At 52.0% G+C, this 16795-nt stretch carries 16 protein-coding genes; 6 read left to right on the top strand and 10 right to left on the bottom strand.

Annotation, left to right across the window (positions count from 1 at the left end):
- Positions 1-87: 87 nt before the first annotated feature.
- The 4 genes from HOV93_RS07270 to HOV93_RS07255 all read right to left on the bottom strand — a co-directional run bounded on the left by HOV93_RS07270 (position 88) and on the right by HOV93_RS07255 (position 2940).
- Positions 88-258 (bottom strand): hypothetical protein, encoded by a 171-nt coding sequence (locus tag HOV93_RS07270; RefSeq protein WP_199188722.1) that lies wholly within the window; start codon positions 256-258, stop codon positions 88-90.
- A 40-nt stretch (positions 259-298) separates the two neighbouring features.
- Positions 299-991, bottom strand: coding sequence for a hypothetical protein (locus tag HOV93_RS07265; RefSeq protein WP_207395802.1), 693 nt, complete (start codon positions 989-991; stop codon positions 299-301).
- Positions 992-1091: 100 nt separating this feature from the next.
- Positions 1092-1613, bottom strand: coding sequence for a hypothetical protein (locus tag HOV93_RS07260; RefSeq protein ID WP_207395801.1), 522 nt, complete (start codon positions 1611-1613; stop codon positions 1092-1094).
- Positions 1614-1659: 46 nt separating this feature from the next.
- Complete coding sequence (locus HOV93_RS07255; protein ID WP_207395800.1) at positions 1660-2940, bottom strand: CCA tRNA nucleotidyltransferase; 1281 nt, start codon at positions 2938-2940, stop codon at positions 1660-1662.
- A gap of 137 nt (positions 2941-3077) precedes the next feature.
- On the opposite strand from HOV93_RS07255, the gene HOV93_RS07250 reads away from it, so the two are divergent.
- Positions 3078-3422 carry a rhodanese-like domain-containing protein gene (locus HOV93_RS07250; RefSeq protein ID WP_207395799.1) on the top strand — a complete coding sequence of 115 codons (345 nt, stop codon included), beginning with the start codon at positions 3078-3080 and terminating at the stop codon, positions 3420-3422.
- Positions 3423-3430: 8 nt separating this feature from the next.
- Here the strand turns inward: HOV93_RS07250 and HOV93_RS07245 are convergent, their stop codons facing one another.
- The 3 genes from HOV93_RS07245 to HOV93_RS07235 all read right to left on the bottom strand — a co-directional run bounded on the left by HOV93_RS07245 (position 3431) and on the right by HOV93_RS07235 (position 6772).
- Positions 3431-4327, bottom strand: coding sequence for a ThuA domain-containing protein (locus tag HOV93_RS07245; RefSeq protein WP_207395798.1), 897 nt, complete (start codon positions 4325-4327; stop codon positions 3431-3433).
- A 101-nt stretch (positions 4328-4428) separates the two neighbouring features.
- On the bottom strand, positions 4429-5481 hold the full coding sequence (locus tag HOV93_RS07240) for a DUF481 domain-containing protein (RefSeq protein ID WP_207395797.1): 1053 nt from the start codon (positions 5479-5481) through the stop codon (positions 4429-4431).
- 283 nt (positions 5482-5764) lie between these two features.
- Positions 5765-6772, bottom strand: a complete 1008-nt coding sequence (locus HOV93_RS07235) for a hypothetical protein (RefSeq protein ID WP_207395796.1) — start codon at positions 6770-6772, stop codon at positions 5765-5767.
- Positions 6773-7152: 380 nt separating this feature from the next.
- Between HOV93_RS07235 and HOV93_RS07230 the strand changes: the two genes are divergently transcribed.
- Complete coding sequence (locus HOV93_RS07230; RefSeq protein WP_207395795.1) at positions 7153-7422, top strand: hypothetical protein; 270 nt, start codon at positions 7153-7155, stop codon at positions 7420-7422.
- A 208-nt stretch (positions 7423-7630) separates the two neighbouring features.
- On the opposite strand, the gene HOV93_RS07225 is transcribed toward HOV93_RS07230, so the two are convergent.
- The 3 genes from HOV93_RS07225 to HOV93_RS07215 all read right to left on the bottom strand — a co-directional run bounded on the left by HOV93_RS07225 (position 7631) and on the right by HOV93_RS07215 (position 11150).
- Positions 7631-8557 (bottom strand): hypothetical protein, encoded by a 927-nt coding sequence (locus tag HOV93_RS07225; protein WP_207395794.1) that lies wholly within the window; start codon positions 8555-8557, stop codon positions 7631-7633.
- Positions 8558-8686: 129 nt separating this feature from the next.
- A complete protein-coding gene (gene ligA, locus HOV93_RS07220; protein WP_207395793.1) occupies positions 8687-10711 on the bottom strand; it encodes an NAD-dependent DNA ligase LigA in 2025 nt (674 codons plus the stop codon).
- A gap of 64 nt (positions 10712-10775) precedes the next feature.
- The gene (locus HOV93_RS07215) at positions 10776-11150 is read right to left on the bottom strand and encodes a cupin domain-containing protein (protein ID WP_207395792.1); all 375 of its coding nucleotides are present in this window, start codon (positions 11148-11150) and stop codon (positions 10776-10778) included.
- A gap of 171 nt (positions 11151-11321) precedes the next feature.
- On the opposite strand from HOV93_RS07215, the gene uvrA reads away from it, so the two are divergent.
- From uvrA to HOV93_RS07195, 4 genes are all read left to right on the top strand, one after another.
- Positions 11322-14165: an excinuclease ABC subunit UvrA gene (gene uvrA / locus HOV93_RS07210; protein WP_207395791.1), complete on the top strand. Its 2844-nt coding sequence runs from the start codon at positions 11322-11324 to the stop codon at positions 14163-14165.
- Positions 14166-14167: 2 nt separating this feature from the next.
- Positions 14168-14974 carry a hypothetical protein gene (locus HOV93_RS07205; RefSeq protein ID WP_207395790.1) on the top strand — a complete coding sequence of 269 codons (807 nt, stop codon included), beginning with the start codon at positions 14168-14170 and terminating at the stop codon, positions 14972-14974.
- On the top strand, positions 14974-16020 hold the full coding sequence (locus HOV93_RS07200) for a ThiF family adenylyltransferase (protein ID WP_207395789.1): 1047 nt from the start codon (positions 14974-14976) through the stop codon (positions 16018-16020). The genes HOV93_RS07205 and HOV93_RS07200 overlap by 1 nt, the downstream gene beginning before the upstream one ends.
- Positions 16021-16123: 103 nt before the next feature.
- Positions 16124-16705: a hypothetical protein gene (locus tag HOV93_RS07195; protein ID WP_207395788.1), complete on the top strand. Its 582-nt coding sequence runs from the start codon at positions 16124-16126 to the stop codon at positions 16703-16705.
- The last annotated feature ends 90 nt before the right edge of the window (positions 16706-16795 follow it).

The raw sequence follows: 16795 nt of genomic DNA, 5'->3' as shown, positions 1-16795 counted from the left end.
TCACAATGGTCGTCCAGAGGGTGGGAAATTGAGGGACGAGGGGGCGACTAGCAGTTTAAGCAACCGCCAAGAGATATGCGAATCTTTTTAGGAAGCTTTGAGCTTTTCGATCTCTTCCCGAGTTTTGGCAATCTCTTGCTCGACTGCTTCCACTTCTCCCGGTTCGTCTGCTTGTTCCTTGACTCCGGCAAGTTTCTGATTCAATGTTTGCATCTTCTTCTGAAGAATATCGAGACGCTTCTTTTGCTTCTTGTCCATGAAGACTCCCATTTATCGCTTGGTGAAAGAATGTGTTGTACTAACTGCTAGAGGGAGCAGCAATAATCTCCCGCATCTTTTGCAGGGCAATCATCGCCTCGATTCCCTGAAGTCCGAAGCATTCGTGCATCAGCATTAAGGCATCGTTAAAACGGTTATGCGTAAGTTCCTGTCTAATACGCATCGCCTTGACGACAACGGCCGTATCGCTTTCGTACCGAACGGAGAAGGTTTCTGCGCACTTCATACCGCTAAAAGGAGACAAACCAAAAATATGAGCAATGACATCTCCAGCCTGATCGATTTCGCCTTGTTCGATATGGGAAACAAAACGAGCAAAAGCAGGGGCCTTCGGCTGACTAACGCCGGGAGCGGGCAGTCCGATTAAGTCATCGCGTTCGATGCTTGGCGCCAGCTGCGTAGCCGACTGCGATGCGATTGGAATATGAGGTAACCGGGCCTTTGGCTTTTCGTCGGCTTCGTCTTCCCGATCGTATGAGTACGCATCCAATTGCGGTTCTAGCTCAGCCGGCAAGTTGGCAATCATTTGATTTAGGTGCGCCAGCTTATTGCCCATTTGGTCGTACAACGATTCGATCTCGCTGAGAAACGATTCTCCTTCCGCATCGGCGACGATCTCTTCGGCTTGGTCGAGTATCGCTTCGGTCATGCGAGCGAGGAGCGCATCGCGAGCTAGCTTCAAGACAGCCAAGGCCTCGTTTCGGTTGGACATGGCAGGCACACCTATCGTCGAAGGGGAATATAAAACGCCAGCAGCCTTAAAGGAGGTAGCCCCCGGCGTGACTCTATCTTAGTCGCTTTCCCCCAATACATTAAGAATTCTCGCCGGTCACCCCTTCCTGGGAAGGAGCTAAGACCTCAGAATCGGCAGAATCGGCATTTTTAGGCACGCGATCGGCCACTCGTAGCGTTCCGGCCATCAACACCAAGATGACTGCCAGAGTAGCGTTGAGCTTCAGCCAGAAGGCCTCCTTCTCGCGGAACTTCTCTGCATTCTTACTACGCCCACTCAGCAAACTGGCAATGTAAAGAATGACCAACGCCAATAAAAACTTCATCCCAGCTACGGGATGATAATACTTCTGAGGGAACGTATACGTGGTTGCTTGAAGCACCAGGGATGCAATCCCACTAAGAAGAATGATGCCGGCACAGATCATCACAACCTTGGCCCAGCGCGCACGAATTGCCGACTTTAACTCGTCCTTTTCGGAAAACTCGGTTGCTTGTATCGCGGGACGCAATGCCAAAACCATATAAAGCGTTCCTCCTACGAGAATGATAGCCGGTATGATGTGGGCCCAGCGAATGATTAATTCCAGTAGAAAATGCATCGGGTCGTCCTTCGGTTGTCTGTTCTTTGTCTGGTTTGTTGTCAGTTTAGCTGTGGTCTAAATCCCAATTAGCCCTAGCGAAAGCCAAAGCCTCTTCGGTGGTGTGCAGGCGTTTCTCCAGTTGCTGATCGCGAACCGCTTCAAGCACTCTTTGAAACTGCGGACCTGGCTTGAATCCAGCTTGAATTAAGTTGCTGCCAGAGAGGAGAGGAAGGGGATTCAATTCTTCTTCTGGCAGGCTCATGCGAGATTCGGCATATTCTACGCCGGACGTTGAGTAATCACGAGCTCGCTGAATGGCATACCCCATGCCTAGCAACAGCGGTGCCGAGTCAGCAATCAATAACCGCTGAAGCTTTGGCCAAGTAACTTGTTCTGCATGGCGAATAGTATATTCGTGCCGTAGCAACCATTGAATTGTTTTTGTCTCGTCGTTGGTTAACTTCCAGCGATCGCACACCCTTTCGGCTGGCTGAATTGGCTTGAGAGGGTTGCCATTCAACACGCTATTTTGACAGGGATATCTCAATAGTAGCGCCATCGCGATTCGAAAGTCACTCAGTGTTAAACGCTGAAGCGAATGATAGGTCTCGCTCCACCGCAGCGCATGGCCCACGGTTGAATCTGCTTCGGGAAAAATCTCGTGCAGCAAAGTCAGATCTCGCAACATTCTCACGGCGATCATGCGATGATCGTTAGTCAGCATTCGCCGCATCTCGGAAGCGATTCTCTCCGCGCTCACGACGTGAATATGCCTGGCGTACTCGCGGATCGCATGCTGAGTCTGCAGTTCTAGATCAAAAGCAAAGGTTGAGCTAAACCTTACAGCTCTGAGCATTCGCAGCTTGTCTTCCTCGAAACGCTTGTATGGGTTGCCGATACTGCGTACTAGGCGATTCTTCAGGTCGCGTTGTCCGCCGACATAGTCGAGAATCTTCTCTTGGATAGGATCATAGAACATCCCGTTGATCGTAAAGTCGCGTCGCTGAGCATCTTCCTCGGCACTACTAAAGCGAACTTCATCTGGCCGACGACCGTCGGAATACCCCAAATCGGTCCGAAAAGTGGCGACCTCAACCTGACCTCGACGCTTGCCCCCTTGCACGGTGATAACCCCAAAAGAGGCCCCAATCGGCAGTGTTCGATCGAAACCGAAAAGATCGCGGACCTGATCCGGCGTGGCGTCGGTGGCGACATCAAAATCTTTCGACGGCTTTCGCAGTAGCAAGTCTCTTACGCACCCCCCTGCCCAAAGTGCCTGAAACCCTGCCGACTGAAGCGTTTGGATGACTTCGATTGAGAATGTTCGGGTTGCTTCGAGATTCATGCTAATCGGTAAACTGGCTGAGTAAGACGTGCATCCTGTAAACCATCCAACTTATCAGATTACGTCCTACTGGACGATGGACGGCCTCATCCTTTAGATTCGTCGGTACATTAACTTCCAACTGCCAGGAAATAGAAATGTCTGAAGAAACCAGCCTACCTATCGAAACAACCTGCCTCGACGTTCAAGAACTGACAAACCAGAAGGCCGATTTCGTCTTGCTGGATTGCCGCGAACAGAATGAGTTCGACTTGGTCCGCATTGACGGTTCTACGCTCATTCCCATGAGCGAGATTCAGGATCGTCTAAGCGAATTAGAACCACACCGTCAGCGGCACATTGTCGTGCATTGTCATCACGGGGGACGTAGTATGCGAGTCACCCAGTGGCTGCGTCAACAAGGGTTCCCCAAGGTGCAGAATATGGCCGGCGGTATCCACGCTTGGGCTCAGGATATCGACCCAAGCATGCCCACCTACTAAGCGATCAACTAATTCTTTTCCGCTTCAAACGGACGCTTTGCCTCGGCGTTGGGTTCGGGAAAATCATCCGGAATCGTTTTAGTAACTTTCCCCGTAGCGGCCCACTCTGTTCCGCGAAGCAAGGTCGTAATGAAACCAACGCATTCCATTGAATATTCGGCATGCCCCATCGGCGTGTGGAAAACGCGGCCTTTGCCATAGTCGATGGTCATAATCATCGGTTCGTGCCGTCCACTTCCGCCGGTCGCTGGATCGGCATAGGCAGTGGCAAGCACTTTCATGTTTTCAGCAGGGCCACGAAGCTGATCGTATAATTCGTCTTGCGTGTGCATCCACGACTTGGGCATTCCCTGAGTAATCGGATGATCTGCGTCCCGCACGATCACTTGAAATGGATGCTGGCGTCCATGGTGCCCCCCTTTACCCTTGGAGGTATCGCGGACGATTTCGTCTTGCTTGTTGAAGTAAACGTAAGGCCCGCTCTGGGCATTACGGCCACCCCAACCCCCTAGCCCAATGATGCGGTTGTATTCGTCCCAGTCGCCAAACGCATTGTTCGCAGCATGTACGACAACGAAGCCGCCGCCAGAGTTCACATATTCGACAAAGGCCTTGTCCGTAGCACTAGGCCAACGCTGACCGTTGTAATTGCTGATGACGACATCATAGTCTTTGAAAACGGGAGCAAACCCATCGGTTGATTTCTTACCTGTCGTAGCGACATCTACGGTAAATTTCCCTGAATCCTCTAGGTATGACTTCATCATCTGAGTCGTTTTGGGCCAAACTCCATGATTATTTTGACCATCGACGATCAAGGCCTTTAACTTGGCATCATCCGCAAAGACTGCGGACGAGAAGACAAACAGAAGCAAGCAAGTCCAGGACAGCAATAGGGTACGCATCGTAGAACGCTCCGAGGAAGTTCGGCTGGGGCGAGATACTCTTTCAGACTTGCTCCAGTATAAACCAAGCGAGCGATGCGCTAAGCAGCATTCCGAGCCAGTTAGAACTGCCAGATCAGCAAACAGGCATAATCCAAGTCATTTCTTTTGCGATCGTTGGGGGTACTGTCGTAGCGATCTTCAGCGCTGATCTTCAACGAAAGTCCATGATCCAAAGCTATCGTATAGCTTGCATCGGTCACGCTGCGGTAGCCCTGGTCGGCTTCAAATGCAGGGAAGAATTCAAATTTGAGCTGAAATGACTGTTTCTCGGTAAGCTGATGGTTTAATTCCGATCCAAGCGTCGCTTCCGGAATAATCCCCTTCTGAGGACTGCCGTATTCCTGTGAAAAACCAGAACCGACGGACAACGTCCAATCTGTTGCATCGGTCTTATACGGCTTGTAACTCACACCGCCGTTGAAAACCAACCGCATATCGAACGCTTTGAATGCGTCGTATTCGATGTCCGTTTTTTCAAACAAGGACCAATTCTTATGAAGCTTCAGTGGCCATTCCAACTTATGTTTCACGTAGGCGTTGTTCTGCGTGAGACCGTCCTTGTCGCTCGTTCGAAGATGGCGAATATCTGCGGAAAAGATCGTCCCTTTCCCTTCGCGTTTAATTTTAGCGCCGACACGCAAACTGTTAGATTCGGTATTACCTGTTTGCCCATTTAAGCCTAGCTCTGCACTGTTTTTCCAGATTGCCTCACCTAGCCAATAGTCGACATGGTAGTACTGTCCGTACGGAACATATTCGAAATATCCATACGTATCTTCCTCTTCCTCCGGCTCCTCTTCCTGCTTGGTCTCTTTCGGTTTCTCTATCTCTTCCGGCTTGGGCTCTGCAGGCTTTTCTTCTTCTGGCTTTGGCTTGGGTAGCTCTGGCAGCGGAGGCACCTCCAGCACAGAAGACAACGAGGATTGTACGTCGCCTTCAGGCATCAGATAGTGGACGAACTCAGCGTCCGACTTTTCGGTAGGTGCCTGGTCGAAGTAGCTTAATCCGATTCCATCCAAAGACGCCTGTTCCGAAGCGCGCACGCTTGAAGCTAGCGTCAGTAGCGTAACTAGGGACAAGACCTGTATTGATTGCGGAGAGAACCATCCCATTCGGGGAATTTCCTTATCGGACTCCTAGGTGGGCAATTACCGAAAAGAGTCGTATAAGGAAATTCTGACCTGTTGCCAAGATCAATCGTTAGCGTGATGAATCAATCGGCTTGTTCGGTCTCATCAATGCGTGCAACATAGGCAAAAAAAGAGCGTCCCGAGCTGCGAACAGCAAGGGACGCTCTTAATGCTGGCGTACAAGGACTAAAGGCCTCCGTGCCGCCGTATCAAACTGCAATTGTATTATCCTGAGCCTATCGACGCAGTCTGCGTATCAATCGCGTTAACGGACCTTCGCAGCACTCGGTGCGACAAGGTCGGCAACAGCAGGGGGTGCTCCCTGCGTCAAGTGTTCCGCCAGGCGATGAAATTCCGACGGGGTCATCGGTACTAGTCGCTGCTGGCTCACTTGGCTGGTCAGGCTTTGAATCACTTTCCACGGACTGACTGGCGAGGACGGAGGCGAAGCGGGCGTCGGGGATCCAAGACGAGCTAGGAGCTCCCCCACATTGGACTGCGCTTCCTCCATATCGTGTCCGGCATGATTCAACTGTTTCTGCATCGTCAGAAGTTGCTCCAAAGATTGAACCGCAAATTGGGAATCTCCCATCTGGCAGATCAAGTCGGCTTCAATCTGGATCATGTCATTGGCAACTTGTCGGGCTTTTTCCGTTCGAGATTGCCCATCAACCAATTCTTGCTGCATCGCAAAAACATTTTGCAAAACCAAGTCTGCCTGGTTTGCTTGCTGTGCTTGCAGGACGAGTCGATCCTGCAGGTTGACCAAATCCGCCAACGTAAGTTTTGCCTTACGGACGTCATTCTGAGACAGAATCAGCTGAGAGTTCAAATTGGCCGACTGGTTGAACACATGCTCGGCCTGGATCGCAGCAGGATACTGGTTTGCGACACGATCATGCAGGCTCGAAATTCGATCGAGTGTAACTTCTGCCTCGTGCATGGCCAGTTCCATCGACGTCAGCCTTTGAAACTGAGTCAGTAGTTGATCGTTGACTGCACTGACACGCTGGGTCAGCAACTTCTGTTCTTCCAAAGAAGCCAGCAGATCATTGGTACCACTGATGGTAGAAGCTGCCTTACTCAGCTTTTCGACCGACCGATCCAGACGCGAGACGCGGATGTTGAGGTCGTGAAGTTGCTCTTCCGAAGGGCGAACGGCAAAAACATAGACCAAGACCACGCCCAAAATGATCCCGAACGCGAAAGAACCCCAACTGTAAGGTTCGTAGGCGTGCTCTTCTCCACCGTGATTGCGATAACCGTCGCTCATCGTTCACCTGCCTCCTGCGGCCAGCATTCGTCCAATAATTGCCAATCGTTTCCGTACGATAGCACTGGTTATCGTCAGACTCTGTACAAGCATAACGGTCTTTTTAGATTGCCCATTTTAAATTCACACAAGGCGGTTCCGGTTATAGCGAATGAACTGTCCTTGAGTTTTCCAGTTTTGATGTGGCCCATTTTCGGTGAAGGAGAGTGGCCACAATCGCCCGTGGTATGCGAGCACTCACTCGACTGAAATCTGAATAGTCCCCAATGAAACCTATTGCCCGGTATTGTTGCGGGCGTTTTGACCTAGACCCGCCTCAATCATCTTGGTAATTTTCGCGCCCACACAAGTCTCGGGCGGTTAGAAAGGGTATTTGGAATATGAGCAACAACTTCAATTTCTTCGAGTGGATGCGTAACGGAGTCAAGTCGGCCGTCTTGCTAGGCGTTTCGGACGCCGTGGAAGAAATCGGAATGCCGACCGAAGCCGAAGGTTCCGACAAAAACATGTTGGGTTTTCTGCAAAATGCTAAGACGGAGAAGATCAGCAACTCTTCCAGTTCCGGCAGCACCACCACGCGTGGCGGGAGCCGAAAGCGGTTAGGACGATCGCTGAAAGACATCGAGCCTTCGTCGACTTCAACAAAGTAGTCGATCCAAGCCGTTCACAGCATCAAAGACAATAAAAGGCCATCTGATTCAGAAGAATCAAATGGCCTTTTTTCTCAACATGTCCCAGAAACGTACTTCAGGGACGGTGTAATCGATATGAAGCTCGCGAGTAAAAATCAAATCGCGAATTCATAAGAGGAGGTCAATACGATTATCGCCGCGCATCTCACGGCGACGCGGATAAACTTTAAGCCGCCTTGGCAGGTGAATCCAACTGAGTCGTCGGCAACTTCTTTGAGGCATGGTCAACCCGTGGTTGCTTAGGATTGAAGATCTGCGGAACGGCTTTCTTCAAGCGCCCGTGCCACCAGAATTTATTTCGCCACAGCGGAATATGCTTGAAATCAGGCGTTTCCCAGTCTTTGGCTTCGATTCGATCCGCCATTAAAGCAGGGTGAGTTCCATTGTAAGGAACACAAGACTGCATGTCGTAAATGTATTCGCCCACTTCTTCTAACGGGCGGTCTTTGATCTTACGGACCTGGTTACCCTTTTTATCGAAGACGTAGAACTGCTGGAATTGAGCAGCCTTTTCGGCCATTTCCTTCGGGGGACGGACATACCCGTAATGAAAAACACGAGCATTAATTAGGCTAGACCGTAAGCGGTGGCCATTCTTCCCGAAACCGCAAGCATCGCCAACGCTACGAATGTGGCGATCATTTCGCACGATCCGAACCTGCCGTCGATACCCCAGTGGATCTCGAATATTGTAGTCACCCCGAAAGTGTAAATATCGAAAGCGAATACCATCGACCCACGGCTTGTGCCAGTTGTCTTTCATCGCCCGTCGAATCACAGGGTAATCGTCTTCGTGGATCACTTCATCCGCTTGGATATAGAAAAACCAATCCCCATCGCAACGGTCCATTGCCAGATTGGTCTGGTGGGCCAGCACTTCGCCGGCCTTCCTCATTTCGGGATCCCATGGCGTGATTTCTATGTCGATCTTGGGATCGTTGATCGCCTTCAAGACTTCCAGAGAATTGTCGGAGCAATCCCCTACTTGAATGACGAATCGGTCGACCAGTGGTAATACCGAACGAATACTCTCAACAAACGGGTACCCGAACCGCACTCCGTCTCGCAGAATTGTGAATCCACAAACGCGCATTTGACGCATCCTTGCGACGCTAGCATTTCAGTTCCAGGCAATTTAAACCTGCGAACCGACTATTGTTCCATAAACTCTGGGTGACGATAACAAATCGACCCGTTTGAAACCAACCCAGTTCGTGCGGGTTTAGCCGTCAACACCTGCGTCCTTCTCGGCCAGCAGATCAGCAAATTCCTGTTCATTAAGAACTCGCACTCCCAAGGCTTGGGCTTTTTCAAGCTTACTACCGGCCTTTTCACCAGCAATGACAAAACTTGTCTTCTTAGAAACGCTTCCCGACGCTTTCCCGCCACGCGCCCGAATCAGCTCTTCGATTTCATCCCGCGTGAACTTCTCTAGCGAGCCGGTCACAACGAACGCCATTCCATCGAAGACCGCCGGGCCAGAATCTGCACTTCGCTTGACCGTCTCCATCGAAACCCCTATGCCCCGCAGATCTTCGATGGTTTCCTGCCCGAATTCGGTTAGGAAATACTCGCAGACACTCTTGGCGATTACGCCACCAATGTCTTCGATTTCGGCAAGTTCTTCTTCTGATGCTTGCATCAACTTGTCGATGGTTCCAAAGTGCATGGCCAAACGCTCTGCTCCCCGAGCACCGACATGGCGAATAGAAAGTGCATTCAATAGGCGGCCAAGCCCCCGCGATTTACTTTCCGTTGCCGCAGCAACTAGATTGTCGCCAGACTTCTTTCCCATGCGGGGCAGGGCAGCGATTTGGTCGGAAGTAAGCCGATACAAATCGCCGTAAGTTTTCACTAGCTGCTCGTCGACCAGCATATCGACCAGTTTGTCTCCCAGACCTTCGATATCCATCGCATTACGTGTGGCAAAGTAACGAATGCGTTCCTTAATCTGAGCCGGGCAACCCTGCCAATTGGGGCAACGGATGGTTACCCCTCCTTCATCCTTGACGACCGGAGTACCGCACGAAGGGCAGTTCTTAGGAAAAGGGAAGGGCGGCAAATCTACTTTTCGCTCGTGTTTCTCCGTGCGAACGATATGCGGAATGATCTTACCGGCCTTTTCGACAACCACAACGTCGCCGATTCGCACATCCTTACGCTCGATTTCATCCGCATTATGCAAACTGGCCCGCGAAACGGTCGTCTCGGCTAGTTCTACCGGTTCCAAGATCGCCACCGGCGTAATAGCGCCCGTTTTGCCGACTTGGACTTCGATGTTATTGACCTTGGTAATCGCTTCGTACTTCTCGAACTTATAAGCGATCAGCCATCGAGGACTCTTAGAGGTTGTCCCAAGACGTTCTCGTTGCTCGAATCGATCGACTTTCAAGACAAGCCCGTCGACCTCGAATTCAAGTTCATGCAGCGACTCGATCAATTCCTGGCAGTGCTCGATTGCCGAATCAAAATCGACAAACGATTTCACGAATGGTGTCGCTGGCAGGCCGTAAGAGTTTAACTCTTGCAGGAATTCAGTATGCGAGGTTGCCTTTAATCCTTCGGCGTATCCGACACCGTGGCAGAAGACCCGCAGGTTACGCTCGGCGGCAATGCGAGGATCAAGCAAACGGATCGTTCCGGCTGTTACATTGCGAGTATTCTTATAGGCAGGTTGCCCGGCTTCAGTTTGCCTTTCATTAAGCTTCACCAGATCGGCGTTGGTCATGTAGATCTCGCCGCGAACTTCCACTACCGGCGGAACACTTTCGCCCGACAGCCTGAGCGGCACATCGGCGATCGTGCGAACGTTATGCGTGATATCGTCCCCAACCGTTCCGTTACCTCGCGTTAACGCCCGCGTGAGGACACCATCCTCATATAAAATCGATACCGCCACACCGTCTATCTTCAGTTCCACAACCCAGGCAATCTTCTCGTCGGGCAATAGCTTATTAATTCGCTCCCCGTACTTTTTCAACTCTTCAAGGCTATAAGTGTTGTCGATCGAAAGCATCGGGATACGATGTTCGAATTGCTCCAGGTAAGGAACCGGGGCGTCGCCGATTCGCTGCGTGGGACTGTCAGGCGTAATCAGATCTGGGTACTGCGACTCCAGTTCTTTTAACTCGTTGAGAAGCTTGTCGTACTCAAGGTCCGAAATCTCGGGACTGGCTTCGACGTAGTACTTCCGATCATGATAGCGGATCTGGTCTCGCAGCTTCTGGATATCCGTTTCGACCGACATGAAAAGGTTTCCTTCTTCGTCCCCGTGAGGAAAGGGCTAGAGTGACCGTCACCGAAAGAATGTGCTATTCCTGGCACTCTGGCGGGAACTGGGCGTTGTTAGCTGCGTTAGGAACCAGACACAGGAACTTGAGCGGCGAGGTTCCCGTATTGCGGAACTGATGTACTTCGTCCGGCTCGACCAAAATTGCGTCTCCTGCTTTGATAGGACGGGGCGAGTCCTTTTCCAAAATGACGCCTTCCCCAGCGATCACGTAGACTTCGTGCTCGTAGGGATGATGGTGGTGGGGGGTGTAACCTCCCGGGGCGACTTCAAATTGGCGCATGGCGAACAACGGAGCACCATCTTGCTGGCTGATCAATTGCTTTACCTGGCATCCGTCGACGCCGTCCATCTCGACTTTCATCGAATCGCCTTGATCGATGTTCTGAATCTTCATATTCACTTTACTCCTGGCAGACCGCGGGTACTTGGAACAAAGAAAACTTATCTCACCCCCAAAGCCTGAACAAGCGGACAGTCCTCCCCCCTGGTATTCTCACGAGAACATTCTCGTTACTATAAAAAGTTCCTTTGCCATGATGGATCCCGTCCAGTAGGAAGGCGAGCCTTGTCGACACTGCAGATTGAAGCCCGAGGGGTCGAAGTTCATAACCTGAAAAAGGTGGATCTCGACATTCCACACCGTCAGCTGATTGTCTTCTGTGGTGTCAGTGGGAGCGGTAAAACCAGCATGGCCCTCGACACGCTCTACGCCGAGGGACAGCGTCGATATATCGAGAGCTTCTCGGCCTACACGCGGCAATTTCTCGATCGACTGGAAAAGCCGGATGCCGACCGCATCGATAACATTCCGCCAGCTTTGGCTGTCACCAAGGTAAACGACACCCGCTCAAGCCGTTCCACAGTGGGTACGGCCACCGAAACGACTGATTACCTGCGGCTTCTCTTCAGCAAGATCGGCCATATTATATGCCCGAGTTGCAATCAGCCGATTACCAAAGACACCCCTGGGCGTGTTGCCGATCAACTCAGCGAGGCTGGGGCGAGTGGCCGGATGATGGTCGCATTTCCTGTTACCTGTGAAAGCGATGAATGCGAAGGGGTCACCGAACAGCTACGTGAAGATGGCTTCGTACGAGCAATCGTTGCCGGGCAAACCATCTCGTTAACGCCAGACCAAGACGGCCCCCTCACCCAGCGACTCGAATCAGGCGAATCGATTTCGGTGGTGGTCGACCGACTGACGCTCGAATCGCTCAAAATCGAACGCCTCCGTGAATCGCTCGAAACAGGCTTCGCGCATGGGGACGGTGTCTGCGAGATATTGCTTCAACTACAAGAGGAAGGTGAACTGAAAGGGCAGGGGACTGCCGTCGAAATCGATGGAACCACCTGGCAAAGCCTTCGCTTCAGCAGTCAACTTCGGTGCGAAGCATGCAACTTAGAATTCATTGAACCCGACCCGCGTCTGTTCAACTTCAACAGTCCTTTGGGCGCATGCCCCGAGTGCGAAGGCTTTGGCAACATTATCGACATGGACATGGATCTGATTGTCCCAGATCGTCGTAAGTCGATTGCCGAAGGTGCCATCGCGCCCTGGAATACGCCAGCCTACAAACACGAGTTGGAAGAGCTGATCGCGTTGGCTCCCGACTATGACATTCCCGTCAATAGTCCTTACCGCGATCTGACGGAAGCACAGGTCAATCTGATCATCGAAGGCGTACCGGAACGTGAATTCGGAGGCCTCAAAGGTTTCTTTGCCTGGCTTGAACGCCGCAAATACAAGATGCATATGCGGGTTTTCCTTAGCCGATGGCGAAGCTTCCGCATGTGCGAGTCTTGCCGAGGGACACGTCTCCGTCCGGAAGCCTTGGCCGTTCGTGTCGGTGGTAAAAATATCGCCGAGATAGCCTCGATGAAAATAGTGGATGCCCTCGAGCACTTCCGTCAATTGAACCTCAATGACTATCAAAGCGCCCTTTGCCGCCAAGTGCTCCCGCAGGTACTCGCTCGCTTAGAGTACTTGTGCATCGTCGGCCTAGGCTACCTTGCATTGGACCGATCACTGCGAACGCTCAGTGGTGGGGAAGCCCAGCGGGTCACTCTCACCAGCACGCTCGGATCGAGCTTGGTGAACATGCTGTACGTGCTTGACGAACCAACAGCCGGACTTCACCCAAGCGATATCACGCGACTTAATGAAGCAATTATTGACCTGAGAAACCGTGGCAATACGGTGGTCGTTGTCGAACATGAAGAGTCGCTCATTCGCGCGGCGGATCAGATCGTCGAGTTCGGTCCCGGGGCAGGGGAACGTGGCGGAGAGATCATGTTTCAAGGGCCGCCCTCCGAGATCGAAGAGGATGAAGACAGCCTGACCGGCGAGTTCCTCTCTGGCCATCGCAGCGTGGTCCGCAAGCGAGACCGACGGACAGCCACCCACGGGAGAGTCCGCTTAAAGGGAGCATGTGGTAACAACCTTAAGAACCTGGAGGTCGAGTTTCCACTTGGCGTCCTAACGGTTGTCACAGGCGTCTCCGGGGCAGGCAAGAGCTCACTTGTCGATCAAACACTTTATCCAGCGCTCTGCCGACGCAAGAAGAAAGAAAACATCCAGAGTCTGCCGTATGACGATGTCTTCGGCGATGGTCAAATCGATGATGTGGTGCTCGTCGATCAGGGGCCCATTGGACGCTCTCCGCGGTCAAATCCCGTTACCTATATCAAAGCCTTCGACGAGATCCGCAACGTCTTTGCCGGAACCATGCAGGCCCGGACACGAAACCTGACCGCCAGTCACTTCAGCTTTAACGTACAAGGAGGCCGCTGCGAAAGCTGCAATGGCGACGGGCACATCGCCATTGACATGCAGTTCATGGCCGATGTCTACGTCAAGTGTCCTGAGTGCAAGGGACAACGCTATAAAAAGGAAGTCCTGGAGATCACCTACCGCGGCAAGAGCATTGCCGACGTATTGAATATGACCGTTCGTGAGGCATTCGTTTTCTTCCGCGGTCAGCCCAAGGTGCAAGGCAAGCTAAACCTGCTTAATGAAGTAGGTCTCGACTACCTTCGTCTCGGCCAACCGGCCAATACGCTTTCCAGCGGGGAAGCCCAACGGTTGAAACTAGCCGGCAATTTGGCGACTACCAAAAAGGCCCGCACTTTGTTTCTCATGGACGAACCAACCACCGGCTTGCACTTTGCCGACATTGTGCAGCTGCTGGATTGCTTCGAGAACCTTCTGCAAATCGGTCACTCGCTGATCGTCGTCGAGCACAACATCCACGTCATGACGGCCGCCGACTATATCATTGACCTTGGCCCCGGAGCCGCCGATGAAGGTGGCAACATGGTAGCAACAGGAACGCCGGAAGAGATCGCAGCAAACCCTGACTCGGTGACCGGGAAGCATCTCGCGGTGGCTCTCAAAATGTTGAAGGCCTAAACATGCTTCGTCAAGGAAAGACTTCAACGCTAGAAGCGGAAGTCTGGTATTTCCCAGGCGAAGGAGAAGATGCCGATTCTCCTTATCTGGAAGGTCCGATCAGCAGCAAAGCGCAGACACTCAAAGCGAAGTACTTCTTTCGACCGACAGAATTGCATGGGCAAAAGGCTTGGAAGGCCGTTATCCCTGAACCTTGCCTATGGAGCATTCAAAACCCTGCGATCTATGCATTAAATGGGCATGCACCGCTCATCGGACTACGTGACCTTCGGGTTCGTGGTGAAAGCTTCTACCAGGAAGATCGCCGGTGGGTTGTTCGCGCTGCACGTGGAAGCTACCGCAATGACAAGGAATTGATCGCCAATGCCATAACCCCCATCCACCGCAGGGGGGACCTCGCCTATATCGATTCTGGCAATATTGCTGGCTTGCCGTTGATTGTTTGGCCGGATGGATATCCCCAAATAGAAATCGAACGGCTGAGCCGTTCAGCGGCCGTTTTGATGCTCGTTTTGCCATCCGATTCATCGCTCGAAATCATTGCCGAAGCCCATTCTCATCTCCTGTTAGGAGCAGAGATTAGCCCCGGCAAACCGACTCCCGACTGGGCAAAATTCGCGGTCGTGTCGGAAGACTTGATTCATGCTAATTGGCAGCCCGAACGTCGACTTCCCGTGGTCGTCACGCGACAATTGGATGCTGGCGTACTTTCAGGAGAAGAAGTTCGTGCTCATTGCGATAAATTCCAGGCCAGTCTCAAAAATGGTGCTGAGTTCGCCGGTCTGTGGCTAATGTGGGAGCCTTCCTAATGACAGATCCCAATCAAGAACCTTTTGCTCGGTACGCTCGCCAGACAAGCTATGCTCGCTTCGGTCGTGAGGGACAAGAGAAGCTTGCTCAGTCGACAGCCCTAGTGGTAGGCCTGGGTGCGCTTGGTTCGGTGATTGCCAACACATTGGCTCGCAGCGGCGTGGGAACGCTAAGAATTGTCGATCGCGACTTCATCGAATGGAACAATCTTCAACGGCAGGTCATTTACACCGAAGAAGATGTTCGCCAGCGTTTGCCCAAGGCCATCGCGGCTAAGAATCACTTGGCTGCAGCCAATGCTGACATTCGCATCGAGGCTGAAATCACCGACGTCGATCATCGCAACATTCGTCAGCTTTGCGACGGCGTCGATGTGATTGTCGACGGGACCGATAACTTCGAGATCCGTTTTCTGCTCAACGATGCCTCGCTAGAGCTTGGTATCCCCTGGGTGTATGGGGGATGCATTGGCGCCGAAGGCCAGACCATGACTATCGTTCCGGGAGAAACACCGTGTCTGCGGTGCGTTGTGCCGGAATCACCTCCCCCAGGCACCACACCGACGTGCGACACGGCTGGCATCCTTGCCCCAATCATCGGCGTCATCGCTTCGATTGAAAGCATGGAAGCGATCAAAATTCTTAGCGGTCATACACAGCAAGTCAGCCGAGCGTTGACCGTGTTCGATCTGTGGGAGAATCGTATTCGGCCGGTGAAACTGGATGGCCTAAAAGACAACACCGATTGTCCGGCATGTGGTCGTCGAGAATTCGAATGGCTTGCGGGGAAAAAGGGAAGTCAATCTGCAGTGCTATGTGGGAGAGATGCGGTTCAATTAAGTTTTGTCGAAAACGAAATGATCGACCTCACTGCATTTGCCGAAAAATTGAAGCCGCTGGGAACGATCGAAGTAAACCCTTACTTGCTACGAGCAAACATTGGCGAGCATGCGTTTACGCTCTTTGGTGACGGACGCTGCATAGTCCATGGGACAAGTGACCCTGTCGTAGCGCGTTCGCTTCATGCACGCTATATCGGAACCTGATCGACCATTCTGGTTTTAGGCTCTGCTAATCAGTACAATTAATTGAACCTTACGGCGCTTTCACCACTCGTAAATTCCCCCTCGTGCGACTAAGGATTTCCCCGTGACGGACCAACCTCACCACCAGTTCAATGAATCTGACTTCCAAACCATGTTAGATTCCATGTTCGCCGCTGAGAACGAAGAGCTTCTGGAGAAATTGCGGGAACAGATCAAGCATGACGAAGAGCTGGAAGAACTCTCAAAGGCGATTGGGATCGACGACAAGCAGCTTGTCCAGAGACTCATGGACCTGGGTATCACCGCGCATAGCATGGCCGCATTGACCATGTACCCGATGGTATGCGTTGCATATGCGGACGGCGTTCTTAATCTTGAAGAACGCGACTTGATCATGAAGATGGCGAGCGAATGGAACATGAAACCGGGTGATCCGGGCTTCGAGGTTCTTAATCACTGGCTGATTGATGGTCCTACGGAAGATGGCTTCGCGGTCTGGAAGAAATATATCAAGACCGTCATGACCCAAATGACCCCCGAGCAAATTGCTGACCTGAAAGTCAGCATCATGAACCGCTCGAACGCCGTTGCGACCGCTGTCGGGGACGTTTTGGGCCGATTCGGCAACCGTACGAACAAGGCAGAAGACGCCCGATTGAAAGAAATCGAGTCGGTCTTCCAGTAACACTGGGTGGTACGCAAAAAATTCTTTTTAACGAATCGTTTGCAAGAAATCGCCGCAGTTTGCAAACTAAAGGACTTCCGGGAGCATTCA

The sequence above is a fragment of the Bremerella alba genome (assembly GCF_013618625.1).
GTDB classification, from domain to species: domain Bacteria; phylum Planctomycetota; class Planctomycetia; order Pirellulales; family Pirellulaceae; genus Bremerella; species Bremerella alba.
Note: the sequence above shows the minus strand (reverse complement) of the source record. Positions and strands in the feature narration are given on the sequence as shown.

Coding starts and splice junctions, on each gene's coding strand:
- HOV93_RS07270 (WP_199188722.1), bottom strand. CDS start 258: ATGGACAAGAAGCAAAAGAAGCGTCTCGATATTCTTCAGAAGAAGATG.
- HOV93_RS07265 (WP_207395802.1), bottom strand. CDS start 991: ATGTCCAACCGAAACGAGGCCTTGGCTGTCTTGAAGCTAGCTCGCGAT.
- HOV93_RS07260 (WP_207395801.1), bottom strand. CDS start 1,613: ATGCATTTTCTACTGGAATTAATCATTCGCTGGGCCCACATCATACCG.
- HOV93_RS07255 (WP_207395800.1), bottom strand. CDS start 2,940: ATGAATCTCGAAGCAACCCGAACATTCTCAATCGAAGTCATCCAAACG.
- HOV93_RS07250 (WP_207395799.1), top strand. CDS start 3,078: ATGTCTGAAGAAACCAGCCTACCTATCGAAACAACCTGCCTCGACGTT.
- HOV93_RS07245 (WP_207395798.1), bottom strand. CDS start 4,327: ATGCGTACCCTATTGCTGTCCTGGACTTGCTTGCTTCTGTTTGTCTTC.
- HOV93_RS07240 (WP_207395797.1), bottom strand. CDS start 5,481: ATGGGATGGTTCTCTCCGCAATCAATACAGGTCTTGTCCCTAGTTACG.
- HOV93_RS07235 (WP_207395796.1), bottom strand. CDS start 6,772: ATGAGCGACGGTTATCGCAATCACGGTGGAGAAGAGCACGCCTACGAA.
- HOV93_RS07230 (WP_207395795.1), top strand. CDS start 7,153: ATGAGCAACAACTTCAATTTCTTCGAGTGGATGCGTAACGGAGTCAAG.
- HOV93_RS07225 (WP_207395794.1), bottom strand. CDS start 8,557: ATGCGCGTTTGTGGATTCACAATTCTGCGAGACGGAGTGCGGTTCGGG.
- ligA (WP_207395793.1), bottom strand. CDS start 10,711: ATGTCGGTCGAAACGGATATCCAGAAGCTGCGAGACCAGATCCGCTAT.
- HOV93_RS07215 (WP_207395792.1), bottom strand. CDS start 11,150: ATGAAGATTCAGAACATCGATCAAGGCGATTCGATGAAAGTCGAGATG.
- HOV93_RS07205 (WP_207395790.1), top strand. CDS start 14,168: ATGCTTCGTCAAGGAAAGACTTCAACGCTAGAAGCGGAAGTCTGGTAT.
- HOV93_RS07200 (WP_207395789.1), top strand. CDS start 14,974: ATGACAGATCCCAATCAAGAACCTTTTGCTCGGTACGCTCGCCAGACA.